Here is a 15870-nt window from a genome sequence, read left to right as displayed (position 1 = left end):
GCCATTGCCCTTGGCCGCCGCTGCTGTTAGCGGGCCCAGCAATTCAATCAGGAACGTGGCTCATGTCCGATATCAAACGTGTTGTTCTCGCCTATTCGGGCGGTCTTGATACATCCGTCATTGCCAAGTGGCTCGAAGTCGAGCGTGGGCTCGAAGTCGTCACCTTCACCGCTGATCTGGGGCAAGGCGAAGAGATCGAACCCGCGCGCCAGAAGGCTCGCGCGATGGGCATTCCGGACAAGCACATCTTCATCGAAGATCTGCGCGAAGAATTCGTGCGCGATTTCGTGTTTCCGATGATGCGAGCTAATGCCCGCTATGAAGGCGACTACCTCCTCGGCACATCGATCGCCCGTCCTCTGATATCCAAGCGCCTGGTTGAGATCGCACATGAGACTGGCGCTGACGCAATTGCCCATGGCGCAACCGGCAAGGGTAACGACCAGGTCCGGTTCGAGCTTTCCGCCTATGCCCTCGATCCGGACATTAAGGTCATCGCTCCTTGGCGCGAATGGGACCTGACTTCGCGGACCGCTCTCATCGCATGGGCCGAAGCACATCAGATCATGGTGCCAAAGGACAAGCGCGGCGACAGCCCCTTCTCGACCGATGCGAACCTTTTGCACACGTCTTCGGAAGGCAAGGTGCTTGAAGATCCGTGGGAAGAGACACCGGATTACGTCTATTCGCGCACAGTCGATCCGGAAGATGCACCGGACGAGGTTGAATATATCACCATCGACTTTGAGCGCGGCGATGGCGTTGCGCTCAATGGCGAGGCGATGTCGCCCGCTACGCTTCTATCGGCACTCAACGAGCTTGGCCGCAAGCACGGAATTGGTCGGCTTGACCTCGTCGAGAATCGCTTTGTCGGCATGAAATCGCGTGGCATGTACGAAACGCCGGGCGGAACCATCTACGCCGCCGCCCATCGCGGCATCGAACAGATCACGCTCGATCGCGGCGCAGCGCACCTCAAGGACGAGCTGATGCCCAAGTATGCCGAGCTCATCTACAACGGCTTCTGGTTCGCACCCGAGCGCGAGATGTTGCAGGCAGCCATAGATCACAGCCAGCAAAAGGTAACCGGCACGGTTCGGCTGAAGCTTTACAAGGGCAATACGATTCTGGTGGGCAGAAAGAGCGCGAATTCGCTCTATTCCGAAGCGCATGTGACTTTCGAGGATGACGCGGGGGCCTATGACCAGCACGACGCGGAAGGCTTCATCAAGCTCAATGCCCTGCGACTCAAACTTCTAGCTAAACGTGACCGGTCAAAATAAGCGAGCCGTATGAGTCGTTTGCACTGCAGTCCTGGCCCGTTTGAGCACGCGTTTCTGGTAATTTTCGAACTCTGCCGCGGCTTCTCTCATAGTTTTGCGGCGAGTAGTTGAGTTATCCACTCGCGTCCACAAGCGATCTTGCGAAAAGTGGAAAAGTAGCGGGTGCAGAACTTGCGAAAACCGCCATTCGAGCGCAGTCTCTAAACATCGAGAGGGAGCAAACCTCCAACGAAATCCAGCTCTAACGAGTTGAATTTCAGGAGAATTTTTCAAACTTTCGATACAGTGGCGACTGTCCACGCGCTGTTCGAGAGACCTCATGCAGAAGGCTCACGCCGGAAACAAGAGGGATCGTTTGAGAAGAGAGCGAGCTGATCCACTGTAAAGATCGGGAACCCGGTCAGCGATCGATGGAAGGGCCAAAGGCTTCGGCCGAAGGTTCAGCCGCTTGAGAGAGCAGGCCATTATGGGGGAACGGTCTCGGTACCGCCGGAAGACGGGTGCGGCAGGAAAGGGCTTCGGCCTGGAACAGCAAGCACCGTGGGAAAGCGGAACCGGATGCCGGTGCGAGCGCCGGTGAAAAACCCACCGACTTGTCGGAGGGAAAGACATCGGGCGCCAAGCGCTTCCGAAATGAAAGTATCTTCGGATGCAGACATGAAGGAAGACCACGCGCTGGTGAGAGTGGGGTCGGCAGCAATGTCGGCCCCATTTGCTTTGTGCGTCCTGCTCGATGGTAAATTCCAGCAAGCTGACCCGTTGAAAGCGGGGCGCATGATTCGGCGAAGTCAAAGAGCTGATGAATCACTGCCTAGCTTAGGGTGGGATAAGTAGGACAGCGCTTTTCATTCCGGCTCAATATCGAGGCATTTCGCGCTGCAACGCCCTTCCTGTGCGGCCAGATGAGCACCTTGTTTGCCAGCGTTCATTTCGCTCCGCTAAAGAGCGTCGCCATGAAACACGGGCTCCGCTCACATCCGCGATTTCTGATCGCTCTGTCGCTTGCGACACTGGGCCTGGCGACCGCTGGGCTGGCCAGCGCATCGCTGGCACAGGAGGGCGACGTCGTCCCTCTTGAATCGGTCACGCAGGAACTCGAATTTGCTCAAGCGTTCGAGCCCTTCGACGACCAACTCCCGTTGTTCGAGCCCAGCGGAGAAGGCGGCGCAGTCGACCTTTCCCAGATCGAGCCGCCCCGTGGCCCGCGCGTGATCGCGGAACTCGGCAGCGGCACTGCAAGTTTCTACGGCAAGCGCTTCCATGGCCGCTCCACTGCCAGCGGCGAAGCGTTCGACATGCATGCCTACACTGCCGCGCACCGCACCCTGCCCTTTGGCAGCAAGGTTCGCGTCACCAACCCGCGCAACGGCAAGCAGGTGATCGTCCGCATCAATGACCGCGGCCCTTTCACAAGAGGCCGTGAAATCGACCTCAGCCGCGCAGCTGCCGAGGAACTCGGCCTGATCAGCCGCGGGCACGGGCGCGTCGAGCTGGAGCTGCTGGCGGAATAACTGGTTTCCTGGCCCGCCCTGCGCCGGCTCCTCAGATATCAGCTCTCGTCGAGCTGGCCCCGTATCGCGCCCTTCGGAAACGCCTCTGTGTGCACATTGACGTAGTAATTCGCATTGCGCCGCGCGATCTTCTTCAGCAGCTCGGGATCGACATCGACGCACGTCTCGTCGCCATCCTCACCCATCAGCTCCAGCGTCACCACCGGCGGGCCGTCCGCGCCCTTCTTGCCCTCGTGGATATGCGCCGCAGTAAACCCTTCGAGGTTCTGCACTTCGAGGAAATAGCACATCTTCCCGGTCGTCAGGTTGAGCTCGGCGGAGAAATCGCCCGAGGCTTCCTCATCCGCGCCGCCACCGGTCTCGTTCTCCCCGAACAGGCTGGTGCCGATATAGGCGAACTCGTCCTGCGCCAGCGCCGGAGCCACTCCGGCCCCCGCCAATCCCAGCGCCCCCAATCCTGCCAACACCCAAGTCGCCTTACGCATCCCGCCTCTCCTTTCAAGAGACCCAATTTACGCCTCTCAAGTGAGTCGGGAAAGAGATTTAGAATAGGTCGCGCAGCGACCCAAAGGGCGGAAGCGAAGTCGAAGACGCAGCTGTCCAAAGGACACCTGCAAGGCCGTCCGCAGCGAGGGCAGCTTGCCTGCCCGGAAGCGAGGATAGCCGAGGCGGCGGATGCCGCCGCTGGCGCTTGAAGCCCCACAAACAAGCTTGTTGGTTACGCATGTTACACTGTCCTGGGAGCGAAAACTGAAGCGCTCAACAGTCCTCGTCCCACTCGGGCGGCGGCCCGATCAGCCACCAGTCGTCCACCCCGTCGAGGAAAGCGAGCAACTGGTCGGCGCGCACCTCTTCTGCCGGGTAGTGATCTTCCGCGAGATCCTCGGGCGCAGGAGCGCCTGCGGGCCGCGCCCGCTCCAGCTGCTCATACAGCTCTTCGAGCGAGGGTTCCTCCTCGCGCGGCGGCGCAGCAGCCCCGCGGCGCGCGCCCTGCCGTGCCAGCGCCGGTTCAGGCGAGCGCGCCGCCATCGCCGCTGCGGGCATCTCGCCTGTCTTCTCGAAATGCGCGAGCACGGCGTCGAAGTCCGCCGCCGCTTCGGCCAGGTTGCGGTCTGCCGCCTTGGCATCGAGCCGCGCAAGATGGGCGAGCAGCAGGCGGGTGTCATAGCGCACGCGGGTCGCGACCTCCTCGCCGTGGTAGAACACCTTTTCCTCCACCCCGTTGAGCGCGCGGTCCGCCAGCACCTCTTCTGCCGCTGCGCGCGCGACGACGAGGGCGGCTTCCCACCCGCGCGCGAAATGCGGGCATGAGCGCCGCCAGCGGTATGCGGTCATGGGGGTGATGGCGACCGCACGGCAGGCCGAGCGGACATTGCCGGTGAGCGAGAGCCGTTCGAGGAAGCGGGGTTTGTGGGTGTCGCTATTGCCGCCGTGAGCTCCTGCGAAGGCAGGAGCCTCTTGCAGATCGGAAACCCGCTCAACAGAAGCATGCGGATCGGACAGGGAAATGCGGACGAGTTCGGTCATGAGTGGCTCCGGTCAAAAGGAGCCGAACCATTTATACCTATTGGAGCGTGTAGGACAGTACGGCGAGCCGCTCATCCTGAGCTTGTCGAAGGGCCAGCGAGCCGCAAGCGCGCCAAGAGTTTCAGGCTCCCGCCCGGCTTTGAGGGACTAAACAGATCGTGGTCATCGGGCCTCAACGGATTGCATTTCGGGGCAATTGGTGAGGCATGGATTGGGGTAGTAGGAAAGGGGCCGCAAGCAAACGAGAATAGGTCCGAGATTTCCCAAGCTATTTATAGGCAAAATCTTGCATTTCTTCTGTAACTGTCAACTATCGACGAATGACAGCCGAAATCGCAATTATAAATCATCATGGAATAGCCATCGCTGCTGATAGCGCCGTCACAATCGGCCAAAATCGTGTTTGGAAGAGTACAAATAAGATATTCTCACTAGGCCCTGCGAACGACATTGTCATAATGATTTACGGAGGCGCTTCGTTTTGCTCCTATCCTTGGGAGACAATTGTTAAGTCATTCAAAAAGACAACAATTTGAATGAATTCACTACGGTTTCCGAGTGCGTAAAGTCTTTCAAATCGTTTCTGGGTGAACCAATTTGGAGAGACGGACTTCAAAGCGATCTCACTGTATTAGGAATAATGCTGAAAGAGTTATCTGAACTCCGAGAATTGACGAATTGCGATTCGCGAACTGAATTTCGTAAACTTTGCAAAGATACGCTCAATCAGTGGATGGAATTAGCAAGGTGTAATAATATCGCCGTTCCAGAATTATCTAAAGAGGATTTCCTATCCGATTTTCGAAAGCAAATAGATAATTTTAGAGACGAGCTATTTTCCGAGCATTTGCCGAACTATCTTAAGGTTACTCTAGAAAATTATCTTTACGAATACCTCATCAGGGAAGGATGTAAGTCAGGGACGGAGACTGGTGTAGTGATCGCAGGGTTTGGAAGCGACGAATATCATCCACAAGTCTTCGAGTTCTTTGTGGACGGCAGGTATAAGGAACACGTCCGTGTGTGGGACGGTCGAATATCAAATTTTGCAGACGACCCAGCTCATCCATCTCAGATCATGGCATTCGCGCAGAAAGACATGACAAACCTTTTTATGGAAGGTCTTTCGCCAGCTTACTTTGGTTACGTTAAAGGCATTGTGAACGAGTTGCTTCAGAGGCGTATGGACGACGTCTTGGCCAACTTTGATGGCACTCCGGCTGAAAAACTGGTAGAAAAAAAGCTGCAGGAAAAAACCAATGACGAGATTTACGACAGGATCGGAAACGATCTGAAGAGTTTTCGAGATCGATTTTTCATTCAGCCTTTGATGGCAAATGTGAGAAGTCTTCCGAGAGAGGAAATGGCAGCGATGGCGGAGGCGCTGGTTGAGCTCACTTCATTGCGAAGAAAAATTGACTCAACACTGCAATCAGTGGCAGGTCCAGTGGACGTGGTATTCATTTCCAAAGCTGACGGTGTAGTCTGGATAAAGCGAAAGCACTATTTTGATCCAGATTTGAATCGCGAGTTTCTTCAGCGTAGCAAAATCCGTGGAGAGCGAGATTGAAGAAGACGGAACTTAGAAAGTTGGCAGTGCAAATGGCCCGAAAAGAGAGCCGGACTGGGCTGCCAAACTCGGATTTTCCCGACTTCGAGTTTGGTCAAGAATGGGCTGAGAAGGTTTCGAGAAAGATTCGTTCTGCGACTACGAGGAAGAAAATTCAGGCGTTGCTAGAACGAGAGGAGGTGTAGCGGCTGGCGATTGCGCTACTCGGCCGCCTCTCGTACTTTTTAACATGTTGCCGAGATTCTACTCCGCAAGAGTGCATCCCCCTACCGATACACCATCATGCAGTTCTGCGTGATCTGCTGCATTTCCTCGCGTTTCTCGCCAAACGCATCGGTGAGCGACATGCCGCGCTGGTCGAACTCGTATTTCATGCAGCCGCAAATCTCTTTGCTGCGGTGAGCGACTTCCGGCGGGAACTGCGCGCGGGCTACGCATCGCGGCACGAAATCCTCGTCCATGCGCTTCGCCGCCTCCGCCATGATCTCGTCCTTGTTCACAAACGAAAACGCGACCAGAAAGCCGATCACGCCGGATACCAGCAGGACTATGACCTTGAGCATGGGCATTCTCCTCTCCCCTCCCGCTCCTCTACTTGAAGGGGGATTCCTCCCTTTTCCGGGAAGAGAGGTAGCACGCGGGGGTTAAGGAGTTTTTTTTGTTTTGGCCTCAGGCGCGGGGTTGTTTGTCTCATGCACCCACATCCGTGGATGCGATTTCCTCGCGCGAGTTTTTTGTTTTGCTTCAAGCGCCAGCGCTCACGTCCGTTCGCTCGGCTACCGCGCTAACGCGCGTCGGGCGGTCGCCCTCTGGCTCGCCCCCAATTCCATTGGCGGCGCGCGACCATTCCAGGCCACTCGCCTGGTACTTACTCCGCGGCCTCTTTCGCCTTGCCCAGCATCGGCCTCAGGTACTGCCCGGTAAAGCTCCTCGGCTCCGCCGCAACCTCCTCCGGCGTGCCCTGCGCGACCACCTCGCCCCCGCGAACCCCGCCATCGGGGCCAAGGTCGAGGATATGGTCCGCGGTCTTGATCACGTCGAGATTGTGCTCGATCACCACCACCGAATTGCCCTGGTCGACGAGCCGGTGCAGCACTTCGAGGAGCTTGCGAACATCCTCGAAGTGAAGCCCCGTGGTCGGCTCGTCGAGGATATAGAGCGTCTGCCCGGTGCTGCGCTTGCTGAGTTCCTTCGCCAGCTTGACCCGCTGCGCCTCGCCCCCTGACAGCGTCGTCGCCTGCTGGCCGACCTTGACATAGCCAAGGCCCACCTCGTTCAGCATGTGCATCTTGTCACGGATGGGCGGCACGGCCTTGAAGAAGCCTTCCGCATCCTCGATCGTCATGTCGAGCACGTCGGCAATGGAATGCCCCTTGAACTTCACTTCCAGCGTTTCGCGGTTGTAGCGCTTGCCGCCGCATTCCTCGCAGGTGACATAAACATCGGGCAGGAAGTGCATCTCGATCTTGATCAGGCCGTCGCCGGTGCACGCTTCGCAGCGTCCGCCCTTGACGTTGAAGCTGAAGCGGCCGGGTTTGTAGCCCCTCGCCTGCGCCTCTGGGAGCCCTGCGAACCAGTCCCGGATCTGAGTGAATGCGCCGGTGTAGGTCGCGGGGTTGGAGCGCGGGGTGCGGCCGATCGGCGACTGGTCAATCTCGATCACCTTGTCGCAATATTCGAAGCCGGTGACCTTGTCATGCGCGCCCGCGATGACCCGCGCGCCATTGAGAGTGCGCGCGGCGGCGGCGTAGAGCGTATCGATGGTGAAGCTCGACTTGCCTGAGCCGGATACGCCGGTGATGCAGGTGAAGGTGCCGAGCGGGATGCTCGCCGTCACATCCTTGAGGTTGTTGGCCCTCGCCCCGTGGACGGTGAGCTGGTGCCCGTTGCCTTTGCGGCGCGATGTCGGCACCGCGATCTCCCTGCGGCCCGTCAGGTAGTCAGCCGTCAGCGAGTTCTTCGCCTTCATGATCTGCTTCAGCGTCCCCTGAGCGACAACCTCGCCGCCGCGCACGCCCGCGCCGGGACCAAGATCGACGATATGGTCAGCCTGCCGGATCGCATCCTCGTCATGCTCGACCACGATTACCGTGTTGCCGAGATCGCGCAGGCGCTTGAGCGTCTCGAGAAGCCGGTCATTGTCGCGCTGATGCAAGCCGATCGACGGCTCGTCGAGGACGTAGAGCACGCCTGACAGCCCGCTGCCGATCTGCGACGCGAGCCGGATGCGCTGGCTCTCCCCGCCGCTCAGCGTACCAGACGTGCGGTCGAGATTGAGGTAATCGAGCCCGACATTGTCGAGGAAACCCAGCCGCTCATTGATCTCTTTCAGGATCGCGCGCGCGATCTGCTGCTGCTGGTCGGTGAGCTTCGCTTCAAGCCCAAGGAACCACGCTTTCGCGTCCGACACGCTCATCCTGACCGGTTCGGCAATATCGGTCCCCGCCACCTTCACCGCGAGCGCTTTCTCGTTGAGCCGCTTGCCGCCGCAGGTCTCGCACGGCTGCGCGGTCTGGAACTTCGACAGCTCCTCCTGCATCCAGCTACTCTCTGTCTGGAGCATGCGGCGATTGAGATTGCCGATCACGCCTTCGAACGGCTTGTTGACGGTGTATTCCTTGCGCCCGTCCTTGAAGGTGAGCGGCACCGGCATCCCGCCGGTACCGTGCAGGATGATCATGCGCTGATCGGGCTCCAGATCCTTCCACGGTGTGGTCAGATCAAAGTCATAGGCCTTCGCAAGGCTGCTCAGCACCTGCATGTAATAGGGCGATGGCGGGTTGGACTTCGCCCAGGGCACGACCGCGCCCTGCTTGAGGCTCAGGGCCTCGTTCGGGACCACCAACTGTTCGTCGAACAACTGCTTCTCGCCAATCCCGTCGCAAGTCGGGCAAGCGCCCTGCGGCGCGTTGAAGGAGAACAGGCGCGGCTCGATTTCCTCGATCGTGAAGCCAGAGACCGGACACGCGAATTTCTCGCTGAAGACGATGCGGTTCGCGGGAATGCCTGCGCCTTTCATGGCACCGCCGGATGCCCATTCGTCCTCCCGGCCCGGCACAACACCATCCGCCAGGTCGACATAGGCGAGGCCCTCAGCCAGCTTCAGCGCAGTCTCAAACGAGTCCGCCAGCCGCGTCTCCAGCCCGTCTTTCACGGCCAGCCGGTCGACGACGACTTCAATGTCATGCTTGAACTTCTTGTCGAGCGCGGGTGCCTCTTCGATTCCATAGAGCTCGCCATCGATCCGCACGCGGGTAAAGCCTGCCTTTTGCCATTCAGCGAGCTCCTTGCGGTATTCGCCCTTGCGGCCGCGCACGACCGGCGCGAGCAGATAGAGCCGCGTCCCTTCAGGCAAGGCCATTACGCGGTCGACCATTTGGCTGACGGTCTGCGCGGCTATAGGCTCGCCAGTGGCGGGCGAATAGGGCACACCCACCCTCGCCCACAGCAGCCGCATGTAATCATAAATCTCGGTCACCGTCGCGACAGTCGAGCGCGGGTTGCGCGACGTGGTCTTCTGCTCGATCGAGATTGCTGGCGAAAGCCCGTCAATATGCTCGACATCGGGCTTTTGCATCATCTCGAGGAACTGGCGCGCATAGGCCGAAAGGCTCTCGACATAGCGCCGCTGTCCTTCGGCATAGATCGTGTCGAAAGCGAGCGAAGACTTACCGCTGCCCGACAATCCGGTGACGACGATCAGCGCGTCGCGCGGCAGATCGATATCGATCCCTTTGAGGTTATGCTCGCGCGCACCGCGGACGGAGATTGTGGTCAAGGACATGGGTTCGCGGTGTTCCGGTAATGTTCTGTTTTGTCAAGAGGCGCGCCAGCCGCTCCCACAGCCGCACGTATAGGTCAGGGACCTGATGTGGTCTCTGTCCTAGTAATTTCCAAGCGTCGTGTGGGTTCCTCGACTTAGAAGCTTGGGTTTCCCCACACCTACGGGACCAGCGTCCATCCAACTCCCAAAGCCATTCTGCTCCAAATAGGCGCATCGACCCGACTTTACTCCTTCGCCATCAATCATCGATGAAAAGCAAAGTGAGGATTTACAGTCACACGCGGCCGAATAGGATCTTGAAGATCTCCGGAATCTGGCAATCCGCTTGCCCTGCAAGGGTCTGGTGCTAAACGATTAATCCTCGTTTTCTTCAAGGAATCAAGAATGTCTCAATCGGTCGTATTGAATGGTGCGGCAGCCGGCGACGTGCGCATCAGCACCGACGGCACACGAATTTACCAAGCTGGGTCCGACGGTGTAGTCAGGGTCTACGATACGCTTACGGGCGAGCTAGTGAATGAATGGCAAGTTGGCGGAAATCTAGGAGCGATGGACATTTCGCCCGATGGCGGTTTGTTGATCATATTTGATACGCAACAGCCGTTCTTTTACTACGTCAATCTTCAAGCATTTGGTCAAGTCACAACCCTCGAATATTCGCTTGGCGCCAACGAAGGCTTGATCAGCGATGTTGCGATATTTTCAAACCAAACAGCTTTGGTCATCCGCCCTGCTGCAGGTGGCGGCTTTGGAAACCTGCAATCCCTGGATATTAACCTCGGCACTTTCGCGTCTGCTGGATCAGCTGGGCCGGGTGCCATCTTGTCGCGAGTGAGCAATCCTGAGCCATTCGTGGAAGAGGTTCTGGTGAGCGAACCCGGAATTGGGGGATTTGTGTATCGCCTGGGTATCGGCGAATTCTTTGAGATAAGCAGCGGCCTGCTTGATCCGCTTGCACAGGCAATCGGGGGCAATCTGCTGGCCTTCGCCATGCCCGGCACAGGCGTTGCTATCAGATCAATAGGAGGTGGAACAACTTCGATCGATCTTGCGAGTTTCAATCTCGGTACGGTTCGGGACTTGGAGTTTAGTGCCGACCTCGAGTTCTTGTACATTCTGGGCCAATCCGGCAGCGCCCTGTTTACCGTGCGAACGAGCGATTGGAGTTTGGTGAACAGTTTTGCCACTGGCGCACTCGTCCCGGATAGCTCGACAGATCCAGTCACTCTTCTAGTCGATCCACGCAGCCAGTTCTTCACGATCGAAACCGGCACGTCCTTCGTGGTAGTCGAAAATCCTGCCGCGCCTGACATTGTCGGGACTGAGTTCCCCGACCAGATCGTTGGGACTTTGTTCGCGGATGTGATTTCCGCACTGGGCGGCGACGACGATATTGATGCGGGCGCGGGCGCGGATATCATTCTTGCCGGCTCCGGATTTGATCGGATCGAAGGTGGCTCGAACATCGATACGATTATCGCAAACGGCAATCGTGCCGATTTCACGATCACGCAAGTAGCGGCGGGACGTTTTGAAATCACCAACGGCGGGACATTCCTTGATGCGACAGGCGTCGAGTTCCTGCAGTTCACTGACCAGACCATCCGCCTGCTGCCCGGGACCGGCATTTCGGTCAATTTCAACACCGCCGATCCCAGTGTTTACCAGACAGCGATGAACGGCATTCGCGATTTTGACGGCAATGCCCTGGGCGGCAATGGCAACTGGCTGCGCATCGGGGCGGCTGACATCAATGGCGATGGCGATATCGACCAGATCCTCGTCAATGATGCGATCGGCCGGTTTACCACCGTTGGCACGGCGCCCGACGGCCTGGTCTATTTCGCTGACCATAGCTGGGCGGGCGAGACGCGCGTCGCAGGCATCTATATCGATCCGCTGGTGGCCTCGGGCGATGTCGTCGCCGGCAGTCCGAACGATAGTCAGGTGCGCTTCCAGAACGACCTCCAGATCGAGAACATCAACGGTGTCCTCGGCGCGGATGATTATGATGGCGATGGCATCTGGGAAGTCTATTTCGCGCTGACCGATGGTACCGCCTATCTGCGCGCCTTCATGCATGCCGATGGCAACATCCGTTATGCCAATTACCAATCGCAGCAGCAGATGATCGATTATCTCACCGCGAACGGCTACACCGAAAGCACCTGGGGCAGCTGGCTCTATGGCGGCAGCGGGCAGGAGCCGCCAGCAAGCGGCAAGCCGGGCGAGCTGAACAATCCGGTCGCGGACCCTGAGAGCGGCGGCAAGCAAGATGCCGGTTCGGGCAGCAGCTCAGGCGGCGGTTCGGGCAGCGATGGGTGGATGATGCCGGGTGATATCCTCGCAGGAGAGCTGGCTCTCGCCAGCCAATCCCTGCTCGAACAGCAACTGCACGCCGAGTTCTTCGGGTAAACGTCCGGGCCTAACGAAATCACCGGCCAGCGAAGGTTTTGCACCGCAGTTTCGCACTATCCGGGGTTGTCGGCGCAACGATCAAATGGTCGGGCGCGCGCAGGCCTCAATGCCGGATGGAAAGAAGGTGTCTCACTTCGGACACCCTCCCCACTAATTGAATTGACTGCTCAATAAAAGTGTAAGAAATGAGTGGTCTAAGCATTCAGCTGCACTTGAGAAAACACCAAAGTGTCCATCATTCCCTCTCCCGGGCCGCGTCCGAGAGTCACACCCAGAACCGAAGAGATCCTTATCTCAGGAGAGTTCGCGTCCTATATCTTTGGCGCGGGCGAAATCTTCTATGCGACGGATCTTCCGACAGCCATTCGATTGCAGCTTGGCGGAGTTATCGAAAACAATGGGGTCGTCTGGCTCGAAACGACGAGACCGCAGGTATTCTTCATCGTCGGCAGCCAGCCGGATATTTACAATAACGGGCTCATCTACCTGCACGGCCAGAGCCAGGTTGCGCTCAACAATGGTGCTGACCGGCTCGTCAACACCGGCGACATATTTGTCATTTCGACCTCCGGATGGGCGCGTGTGGTGCAGGCAACGAGCGCGCTGGTCGAAAATTCGGGAATCATTGCGGCTCAGACGTTGAATTCCACGCCCTTTTCCAACAGTGGGAATGCGACCGCGATCGATTCATACAACGGTGCGATTATCAATAACATGGTCGGCGGTCAGATTCTGGCAGAGGCGCCGGACGTCGCTATCGCGATCCAGCTTGGCGGACGTGACCTGGACACGGGCGATCCTGCTGTCACCAATCGAGGCCTCATCGAAGCCGCAGCGACCACCGCAAACGGCATATCCTTCGGCATCTACTCGTTCTCGGCGGCGACCAGCATTGTCAATTACGGCACCATCCGGGCCGAGATCGCTGTCTACAATGTCGGCGATATCGTCAACGAAACCGGCGGTGTGATTGACGGCCTGATTATTCAGGAGGAAACTCGAGACACTATCGAGAACAACGGACTGATCATCGGCGAAGTCTATATGGGCGACGGCAATGATTACTTCTTTGGTTCGGGCGAAGTCGACGGCTTTGTCGATATGGGCTGGCAGGATGACACCTTCGAAGGCTCAGCATTCGCGAATATTGCGACCGGCAATCGCGGCAACGACACGCTTTCAGGCTTTGGCGGGAATGACCTGCTGCTGGGCGGCTTCGGTCATGACCTCATCACTGGCGGCACGGGCAATGACGGGTTGTTCGGCGAATTCGGCGATGACACGATCATCACCCAGGGCGGAGACTATGTCGAAGGCGGGACCGGCAACGACCGGGTAGAGCTGACCGACTACACGTTTGAATCGGTCAGTGGCGGAAGCGGTTTCGACGTGCTGGTCATGGCCGCAGGCGCACGCAACTTCAGCCTTGCGCAAATGGTTTCAGGCACCCGCATTTCAGGATTTGAAGCGATCGAACTGCGCGGCAACCAGCAACTGGTGCTCGATGCGACCTCAATCGGGAAGCTCACGGGCGGCTTGCAACAATTCTGGGTCGATGCGACAGCCACGGACACGGTCCGCCTTTCAGGCAGCTGGACGCGCGGCAGCAACATTACATTCGAAGGCATCGTCTACGAGGTATGGCGGCAGGGGAGCACGGAGGTCTTCGTCACCGAAGTGGCCACTGTGACGCCGAACTCCAGCCCGTCCTATGGCGGGTTCGATGCCATAGCTGGCGGCGACGCAGCGCTGCGACCCGGCGCCGCAGCGGGTCTCGATTACACCCCGCAGGAAACCTTCGTCTCGGAATATGTGATCAACAATCCGGACACTGAGAGTTCCGAATTCTACGAATTTGTTGTCACTGATGAGGATATCTTTTTCACCATCGGGGAAGGCTTCGTTTTCCGGGGCAGCGAAACCCTCAATGCTTTTACCAACAACGGCGAAATCTACGCCCTCAATGACGAAACCCACTTTGCCAATGGCCTCTCGCTGCTCCAGCAGATAGGCTATATCGACTTTACCAATAACGGGCTGGTTTCCGTTCAATCGACCGGGCCAGTCGCTGGCATCCACGATCTGATCGTTGTCTCTGTTGGAGTGGCGGTCGAAGGTGATCTGGTCAATCGCGGTACAATCGAGATCTTCTCTCAGTCAGGCAACGTGCTGGGCGCCTGGGTGACAACGCGAGCAAGGACGTTCGAGAACTCTGGGGAAGTGATCGCAATCTCAGGCTCGCATGCAGCCGATGGCGTCAACGCCGATGCCACCGACGTTTTTGGCGAGCGGAGCTTTTTCAACACCGGCCTGATCTATGCTGAAGGGGTCAATGTTTCCGATCCGTCGATCTATGACCCCATCACGACGCATCCGGTCGCTGGCGCTGTTGCAGTTGGCGTGCGCGGTGGAGGAAACCTGACAAATGACGGTTTCATTATCGCGGCGGTCGGCGAGAACGCGGTAGAAGGCGCGCGGTCAGTGGGCGTGGCCAACTTCGCCCGCTCATCGACCGGTAACACCATCACCAACAATGGCGAGATCAGCGGCACGATCTCCGTGTTCTTCTACGGCACCAGCAGCGGTGATGGGCACGAATTGATCAATAACGCCCTGCTGGTTGGCGATGTCCACTTCGGAGGGGGCGTTCTTTTCTCGAACCCCGGCGACGATATCTATGACAACCGCAATGGTGAAACGCGCGGTACGGTGTTCGGCTTTGGCGGCGACGACCAGTTCTTTACCGGCGCTTTCGATGACAGCCTCGATGGCGGCGAAGGATCCGATGTCGCGATCTTCGCTGGCAACTTTGCCGAATTCCTCGTCCGCGAACAGCTGGGAGGCGAATTTACGGTCACTGGCGCGGGCACAGACAGTTTGACCGACATAGAAGTCCTGCGCTTCAACGATGTCGATGTCCTGCTCGATCTTGGGACCGGATTGGAAATCGATCCGGGTGCGGCCAACCCGGATAGCTTCATGGTCAACATTCGCGACTATGACGGCAATGATCTGGGCGGTGCGGCAAGCTGGGATTATATCGGCACAGGCGATGCCAATTCCGATGGCAGCATGGACTTCATCTTCGTCAACCGCGAGATCGGCCGGTTTGCGACAGTCGGCGTCGGAGAAGATGGCGTGGTTCAGTTCGGCGACCATGGTCAGTCCGGCGATACCCGCGTAGTTGGCATCTATATCGATCCGCTGGTCGCATCCGGCGATGTGGAGGCAGGCGGTCCGTTCGACAGCCAGCGCCGTTTCCAAAACGATCTGTTCATCGGCAATATCGCTCAGGTTCTGGGCTCGGACGACTATGATGATGACGGTATCCAGGAAATCTATTTCGCGCTGACCGATGGCACCGCTTACCTGCGCGCCTTCATGCATGCCGACGGTAACATCCGTTATGCAAACTATCAGTCAGAGCAGCAGATGATCGATTATCTGACAGCGAACGGCTATAATGAAAGCACGTATGGCAGCTGGCTTTATGGTTCCGGCGCGCAGGAAGACCCGGCCAGCAGCGGGAAGGCTTCGAGCCTGCTCGATCCGGTCGCGGACCCTGAGAGCAGCGACAAGCAAGATGCCGGTTCGGGCAGCAGCTCAGGCAGCGGCATTGGCGGCGGATCAACTGCCCCCATGCCCGACGCATGGATGGGAAGCAGCGCTGAGCCTGCCTTTGGCGACACACTGTTCATGCAGCAATCTTTTTTCGAGCAGCACGCGCAGCTGACAGAGTATTTCGGTTGAGTTAGGCGCGCCGCTGGTTTTTCAGCG

9 protein-coding genes are annotated in these 15870 nt (G+C 58.1%); 5 read left to right on the top strand and 4 right to left on the bottom strand.

Going from position 1 to position 15870, the window contains the following annotated elements:
* Window positions 1-62 precede the first annotated feature (62 nt).
* Both ACG9DO_RS10070 and ACG9DO_RS10065 read left to right on the top strand, forming a co-directional pair.
* Window positions 63-1283, top strand: coding sequence for an argininosuccinate synthase (locus tag ACG9DO_RS10070; protein WP_394727502.1), 1221 nt, complete (start codon window positions 63-65; stop codon window positions 1281-1283).
* A 953-nt stretch (window positions 1284-2236) separates the two neighbouring features.
* A complete protein-coding gene (locus tag ACG9DO_RS10065) occupies window positions 2237-2794 on the top strand; it encodes a septal ring lytic transglycosylase RlpA family protein (protein ID WP_394727500.1) in 558 nt (185 codons plus the stop codon).
* Window positions 2795-2832: 38 nt separating this feature from the next.
* Here ACG9DO_RS10065 and ACG9DO_RS10060 read toward each other — a convergent pair whose 3' ends face one another.
* On the bottom strand, window positions 2833-3279 hold the full coding sequence (locus tag ACG9DO_RS10060; protein WP_394727498.1) for a CHRD domain-containing protein: 447 nt from the start codon (window positions 3277-3279) through the stop codon (window positions 2833-2835).
* Between the two features lie 274 nt (window positions 3280-3553).
* The gene (locus ACG9DO_RS10055; protein WP_394727496.1) at window positions 3554-4321 is read right to left on the bottom strand and encodes a hypothetical protein; all 768 of its coding nucleotides are present in this window, start codon (window positions 4319-4321) and stop codon (window positions 3554-3556) included.
* Window positions 4322-4853: 532 nt separating this feature from the next.
* Between ACG9DO_RS10055 and ACG9DO_RS10050 the strand changes: the two genes are divergently transcribed.
* Complete coding sequence (locus ACG9DO_RS10050; RefSeq protein WP_394727495.1) at window positions 4854-5891, top strand: hypothetical protein; 1038 nt, start codon at window positions 4854-4856, stop codon at window positions 5889-5891.
* 266 nt (window positions 5892-6157) lie between these two features.
* Here the strand turns inward: ACG9DO_RS10050 and ACG9DO_RS10045 are convergent, their stop codons facing one another.
* Together ACG9DO_RS10045 and uvrA are read right to left on the bottom strand one after the other, a co-directional pair.
* Window positions 6158-6460: a hypothetical protein gene (locus ACG9DO_RS10045; protein WP_394727493.1), complete on the bottom strand. Its 303-nt coding sequence runs from the start codon at window positions 6458-6460 to the stop codon at window positions 6158-6160.
* A gap of 299 nt (window positions 6461-6759) precedes the next feature.
* Window positions 6760-9675, bottom strand: coding sequence for an excinuclease ABC subunit UvrA (gene uvrA / locus ACG9DO_RS10040; protein ID WP_394727491.1), 2916 nt, complete (start codon window positions 9673-9675; stop codon window positions 6760-6762).
* 384 nt (window positions 9676-10059) lie between these two features.
* On the opposite strand from uvrA, the gene ACG9DO_RS10035 reads away from it, so the two are divergent.
* Both ACG9DO_RS10035 and ACG9DO_RS10030 read left to right on the top strand, forming a co-directional pair.
* On the top strand, window positions 10060-12090 hold the full coding sequence (locus ACG9DO_RS10035) for a hypothetical protein (protein WP_394727490.1): 2031 nt from the start codon (window positions 10060-10062) through the stop codon (window positions 12088-12090).
* Between the two features lie 231 nt (window positions 12091-12321).
* Window positions 12322-15843: a calcium-binding protein gene (locus tag ACG9DO_RS10030; protein WP_394727488.1), complete on the top strand. Its 3522-nt coding sequence runs from the start codon at window positions 12322-12324 to the stop codon at window positions 15841-15843.
* The last annotated feature ends 27 nt before the right edge of the window (window positions 15844-15870 follow it).

This window comes from Altererythrobacter sp. GH1-8, assembly GCF_043702085.1.
Lineage (GTDB): Bacteria > Pseudomonadota > Alphaproteobacteria > Sphingomonadales > Sphingomonadaceae > Erythrobacter.
This window is presented reverse-complemented; position numbering and strand designations above follow the sequence as displayed.